The sequence below is a fragment of the Intrasporangium sp. genome (genome assembly GCF_032907665.1).
Taxonomy (GTDB): domain Bacteria; phylum Actinomycetota; class Actinomycetes; order Actinomycetales; family Dermatophilaceae; genus Intrasporangium.
Genome location: NZ_JAJJPG010000062.1, coordinates 16,325 through 21,293, shown reverse-complemented (window position 1 = coordinate 21,293; position 4,969 = coordinate 16,325). Strand labels below are relative to the sequence as shown.

Sequence of the window (4,969 nt, the reverse complement as noted above, 5' to 3'; positions counted from 1 at the left end):
GACATCAGCCGCAAGCGCAAGCTGCTCGAGAAGCAGAAGGAGGGCAAGAAGCGGATGAAGATGGTGGGCCGGGTGGAGGTCCCCCAGGAGGCCTTCATCGCGGCGCTCTCGAGCGACGGCGGCGGCGAGAAGGCGAAGAAGTAGCCGCACCACCCACGAGGATGCGCGCCGCCCCGGGTTTCACCACGGGGTGCCCACGGCAGGGGTCCGCGTCGTAGCGTGGAGACGTGCAGCCCCGTGCCGAGCGCTTCGAGCACGCCGTGAGCCCGGTCCTCGCGCCGTGGGTGGAGCATGCCGTGGGCTACCGGCTCACCGGTTTCCCGGCGGGGGTCCATGTCGGTATGCCGTCGGGCTCGCTGACGCTCGTCATCCCCCTTGACGACCCGCTGACCTTGTCAGACCCGCGCGGCGGACGGCGCGCGTACGGGTCCGTGCTGGCCGGGCTGTCGGCGGAACCCACCCTCATCCACCACGACGGCACCCAGCACGGCGTGCAGCTCGGCCTGCGGCCCGGAGCAGCCCGGATGCTCTTCGGGTGCCGGACCGCCGAGCTCACGGACGGGTCCTTCGAGCTCGGCGACGTGCTCGGTCGGGAGGCCGACCGCCTGCGCGAGCAGCTCCACGCGACGGACTCGTGGCAGCGTCGTCTCGAGCTCGTCGAGCAGCTGCTCATCAGGCGACTCGGGCGTTCGGGGGAGTCACCGGCACCCGAGGTGGCCGAGGCCTGGCGGGTCATCCGCCGCACGGGCGGTGCGGTCCCGATCCGGGACGTCGCCGCGCGCGTCGGGTGGTCGATGCGTCACCTGCAGCAACGGTTCGGCGCCGAGTTCGGCCTGACGCCGAAGACGGTCGCGAAGGTGAGCCGGTTCGAGCGGTCGGTCCCCCTCGTGGCAGCAGCGTCGACGCCGCTGGCGCAGGTCGCCGTGGCGTGCGGCTACACCGACCAGGCGCACCTGACGAGGGACTGGGTCGCGCTGGCCGGGACCTCGCCGGCGCGATGGCGGCGGCAGGACGCCCTCGCGAACGGCGCCCGCGCGACCGACTCAGCGCAGCGGCATACGGTCTGATCCGACCGGCGCCCGAGTGCGCTTTCGTCCAAGACTGCCACCGTCGCCATCTGCGAGCGTGTCTGCATGGCTACTCAGACACAGGGAACCAGCACCAGGACCGACCACAACATCTGGTCGGGAATCAGCTACGACGACGCCATGGCCGCCCGGGAGTGGCTGCGGGCCCTCGGCTTCGAGGAGGGCATCCTCGTCGCCGACGACGGCGTCGTCACCCACAGCGAGATGGTCTGGCCGGAAGGGGGCCGGGTCATGGTCCACTCGCGAGAGAAGGAGGACGACATGTTCGGGACCCCGCGGGGCGGGTCGTCCGTCTACGTCGTCGTCGACGACCCGGAATCCGTGTGGGAGCGCGCCCAGGCGCTCGGGGCGCGGGTGCTGCGGCCCATGGAGGACACGGACTACGGCTCGAGCGGCTTCTCGGTCGCCGATGCCGAGGGGAACCGGTGGAGCTTCGGCACCTACGCCGGCGAATAGCTCGCGACGGACGACCCCTCGGGAGGCGCGGAGGGGCCCGGTCCCGCCGTCGACACCAAGAACTTCACGGTCCGCTGAGGCTCGGTCACGGGCGGGGCGACCCAACCGCTAGTTACTCACGGGTAGCATGTCGCCATGGCCGACACCTACGCCCTCTACCGCCGCCTGGAGTCCGTCCCGCTGGGCAAGAGGATCTTCGCGCTCGGCTTCAGCAGGGCCGCGCCCTACTTCCGCTCGATCAGCCCTCGGGTTGTCAGCGTCGCTCCCAACCGGGCCAGCGTCGTCGTCCCGAAGCGCCGGGCCGTGCTCAACCACATCGGCACGGTGCATGCCATCGCTGCCTGCAACGGCCTCGAGGCGGCGATGGGGCTGCTCGCCGAGGCGAGCGTTCCGCCCACCCACCGGTGGATACCTCGCGGCATGGAGGTGCGCTACCTCGCCAAGTCGACGACCGACCTGACCTGCACGGCGGAGACCGATCCTGAGCAGTGGGACGGCCGCAGTGACGTCCCCGTGCGCGTCTCAGCCGTCCGCGCGGACGGCACCGTGACCGTCGAGGGGACCATCCACCTCTACGTCACTCCCCGGTGACGACCCGCCGGGCAGGCGGGGCGGCGAGCCAGGGAAAGGTCATTCAAGGAGCTTGCGCCGCATTCTCTCGGTGTCGGTCCGGGTCCAGCCGTGCGTGGCGAGCCACCCGTGCACCCCACCGTGCCGGGCCTCGAGGGTGCCGAGGAGCATCCGCATCGTGTCGCTCCTCGGCGACTGCTGCGCCACGGTCTTGTGCTTGAGGTTCTCGGCGTAGGCGGGCCTGCGCCGCAGCCGGTCGAGGATGGCCTCCACCCGCTGTGCCGAGGCGGCGTAGTCGGCGATGACGACCTCGTCGGGCACGTCGACGATCTTCAGCGCGAGCCCGACGATGGTCCCGGTGCGGTCCTTGCCCGCTGCGCAGTGGACGATGGCGGCGCCCTCGCTCCCGGCGATGGCGTGCAGGGCGGAGAGCACCGAGTCGGGGCGGGTCGAGAGGAACGACAGGTAGTGCTCGGACCAGAACTCGTCGTGGCTCGGACGATGTGCCTCGGGCCGCTCACGCAGCGCCTCGGCCTCGTCCCGCTCCCAGGGGAGGACCCGCTCGGCGGCCGGGATCCCCGACTCGTCGCTGTCCTCCCGATAGAGCGTCAGGTGGTGGTGGCGCACGCTCGTCGCGCGAAGGGGGCCGTCCCCCTCCCGGGCAACCTCGACGTGGGTCCGCAGGTCGATGACGTCCGTGACGCGGAACTCCTGCAGCAGGGTCGCGACGGATGAAGCGGGGAGGTCCTGAAGGTTGTCCGACCGGAGGAGCCGACGGTGGCGGACGACGTCGCCACTCGCCGTCGGCACGCCGCCGAGGTCGCGCATGTTGACGACGCCGGTGAGCTCGATCCAGCTGGGTTGGTGCACCAGACGACGATATGCGATGCCGGTGACGGGCCCATAAATGATTTGCGTCGGGATGGTGCCAACCAGATATCTTGATATCAAGATATCGGGTTGACACAGGGGGTGTCGATGACGACAACGGACACAGTGCGTGAGGACCGGCTCACCCGGCGAGGTATTCCCATCGATCGCGACCTTCGTGTCCTCGCGCTCGGACAGTTCGCCAACCGGTTCGGGGCAGGGGCAGTGCTCACGACGAGTGCGCTCTACTTCACGAGGCAGGTCGGCTTCAGCGCGACCGAGGTCGCCCTCGCCATGTCGGTCGCGGCGATCGTCGGAATCGCCGTGCAGGTGCCTGCCGGTCATCTCGCCGACACCAGGGGTCCGCGGGAGGTGCTCACCGCCTTCATGACGGGCGCCGCCGTCTTCAGCGCACCTCCCGTGTTCGCGAGGTCGCCGTGGGCGCTCGCCGTCCTCCTCGGTGTGCTCGCTCTCTTCGAGAGGGGGGCGGGTGCGGTCAACCAGGGTGTGATCGCGCAGCTCGCCACCGGTGGACGAGGGGTGCTCTTCAAGGCCTACCTACGCGCCGTGACCAACTCCGCCATCGGCCTGGGATCCGTCTTCGGGGGTCTCGCCCTCGTCGTCGACACCGTGCCGGCCTATGTCGGCGTCTTCTTCCTCAATGCCGTCTTCACTGCCTTCGCGGCCTGGAACACCCGGCGGCTACCCCATCTGCCCCCGCACCAGCGCCGGGCCGGAGAGCCGCGCCTCGCGGTGCTGCGCGACTGGCCCTACGTCGTCATCACCGCCCTGACCGGGTTCTACGCGCTGCACTTCATCGTCATGGAGATCGGCCTCGCGCTCTACATCTCGGAGCACACCGAGGCGCCCACCGTCATGGTCGCAGTGCTCCTCATCCTCAACACCGCCATGGTGGCGCTCTTCCAGGTGCGACTCTCGCGCCGCACCGACTCGGTGACGGCGGGCGCCAGGGCGCTCGTCCGCGGATCTCTCTGGATCGCCGCAGGATTCGCCGTCGTCGCAGCCGCAGGGAGCGGCAGCTACTGGGTGGCCATCGCGGCACTCGTCGCGGGCTCGCTCGTCCACGTCGTCGGGGAGATGATCGGCTCCGGGGGACAGTGGGGCCTCCAGCTCGGGCTTGCACCGCACGAGAGGCAGGGCCAGTACCAGGGCTTCGCCGGCCTCGGCTACTCGCTCATTTCCGTCATCGGTCCACCGGTCGTGGCCTTCTTCTGCGTCGAGCAGGGCCAACGCGGCTGGCTCATGCTCGCCGGAATCATGGTCGCGACCGCCCTCCTCAGCGTGCCGGCCGCGCGGTGGGCCCTGGCATCGCGGGAGCGCTACGGCGTGACCACGCACTCGGGCTGACCCCGGGGCCGAGCCCGGCGGTGGTTGCGAGACGGTCAGTTTCGGAGAAGCGCCGCACCCGGTGCTGCCCGAAGATTGGAGTCACGCAACCGAGACTCACGGAGGGGCACCATCATGACGGACACCACGACCGGCAGGGCAAAGGCGTCGAGGGCCACGGCCTCGAAGGCCGACACCGCAGAGGCCTTCACCGCGGAGGAGCGCGCGGCCATCAAGGAGCGCGCAGCCGAAGTGAGGGCGAGCAAGGGCCGGGCCGGCAAGACCGGCAAGGCCGACGGGACGAGCGAGGTTCTCGCGAAGATCGCCGAGATGGCCGAGCCTGACCGCAGCATGGCTGGGCGGATCCATGAGGTCATCACGTCCACCGCGCCGGAGCTCGCGCCGCGGCTCTGGTACGGCATGCCCGCCTACGCCAAGGACGGCAAGGTCGTGTGCTTCTTCCAGGATGCCCAGAAGTTCAAGGCGCGGTACTCGACGCTCGGCTTCAACGATCCGGCGACCCTCGACGACGGCGACATGTGGCCGACCGCCTTCGCCGTCACGAAGGTGACGACGGCGGTCGAGAAGCGGATCGCTGCGCTCGTCAGGCAGGCGGTGGGCTGACCCGGCCCCTTCGC

General features: G+C 70.2%; 7 protein-coding genes. 6 read left to right on the top strand and 1 reads right to left on the bottom strand.

Annotated elements, in window-relative coordinates; genetic code table 11:
* From LOY02_RS10795 to LOY02_RS10780, 4 genes are all read left to right on the top strand, one after another.
* The coding region (locus LOY02_RS10795; protein WP_317182362.1) for a hypothetical protein at positions 1-144 on the top strand (144 nt) is incomplete at its 5' end.
* 83 nt (positions 145-227) lie between these two features.
* On the top strand, positions 228-1,067 hold the full coding sequence (locus LOY02_RS10790) for a helix-turn-helix domain-containing protein (protein ID WP_317182361.1): 840 nt from the start codon (positions 228-230) through the stop codon (positions 1,065-1,067).
* Positions 1,068-1,133: 66 nt separating this feature from the next.
* Positions 1,134-1,544 carry a VOC family protein gene (locus LOY02_RS10785; protein ID WP_317182360.1) on the top strand — a complete coding sequence of 137 codons (411 nt, stop codon included), beginning with the start codon at positions 1,134-1,136 and terminating at the stop codon, positions 1,542-1,544.
* A gap of 135 nt (positions 1,545-1,679) precedes the next feature.
* Positions 1,680-2,135: a hotdog fold domain-containing protein gene (locus LOY02_RS10780; protein WP_317182359.1), complete on the top strand. Its 456-nt coding sequence runs from the start codon at positions 1,680-1,682 to the stop codon at positions 2,133-2,135.
* Positions 2,136-2,174: 39 nt separating this feature from the next.
* Here LOY02_RS10780 and LOY02_RS10775 read toward each other — a convergent pair whose 3' ends face one another.
* The gene (locus LOY02_RS10775; protein ID WP_317182358.1) at positions 2,175-2,984 is read right to left on the bottom strand and encodes a tyrosine-protein phosphatase; all 810 of its coding nucleotides are present in this window, start codon (positions 2,982-2,984) and stop codon (positions 2,175-2,177) included.
* A 108-nt stretch (positions 2,985-3,092) separates the two neighbouring features.
* On the opposite strand from LOY02_RS10775, the gene LOY02_RS10770 reads away from it, so the two are divergent.
* Together LOY02_RS10770 and LOY02_RS10765 are read left to right on the top strand one after the other, a co-directional pair.
* The gene (locus LOY02_RS10770) at positions 3,093-4,352 is read left to right on the top strand and encodes an MFS transporter (RefSeq protein ID WP_317182357.1); all 1,260 of its coding nucleotides are present in this window, start codon (positions 3,093-3,095) and stop codon (positions 4,350-4,352) included.
* 114 nt (positions 4,353-4,466) lie between these two features.
* Entirely contained in the window at positions 4,467-4,955 is a 489-nt protein-coding gene (locus LOY02_RS10765) for a DUF1801 domain-containing protein (protein WP_317182356.1), read from the top strand.
* Positions 4,956-4,969: the final 14 nt, after the last annotated feature.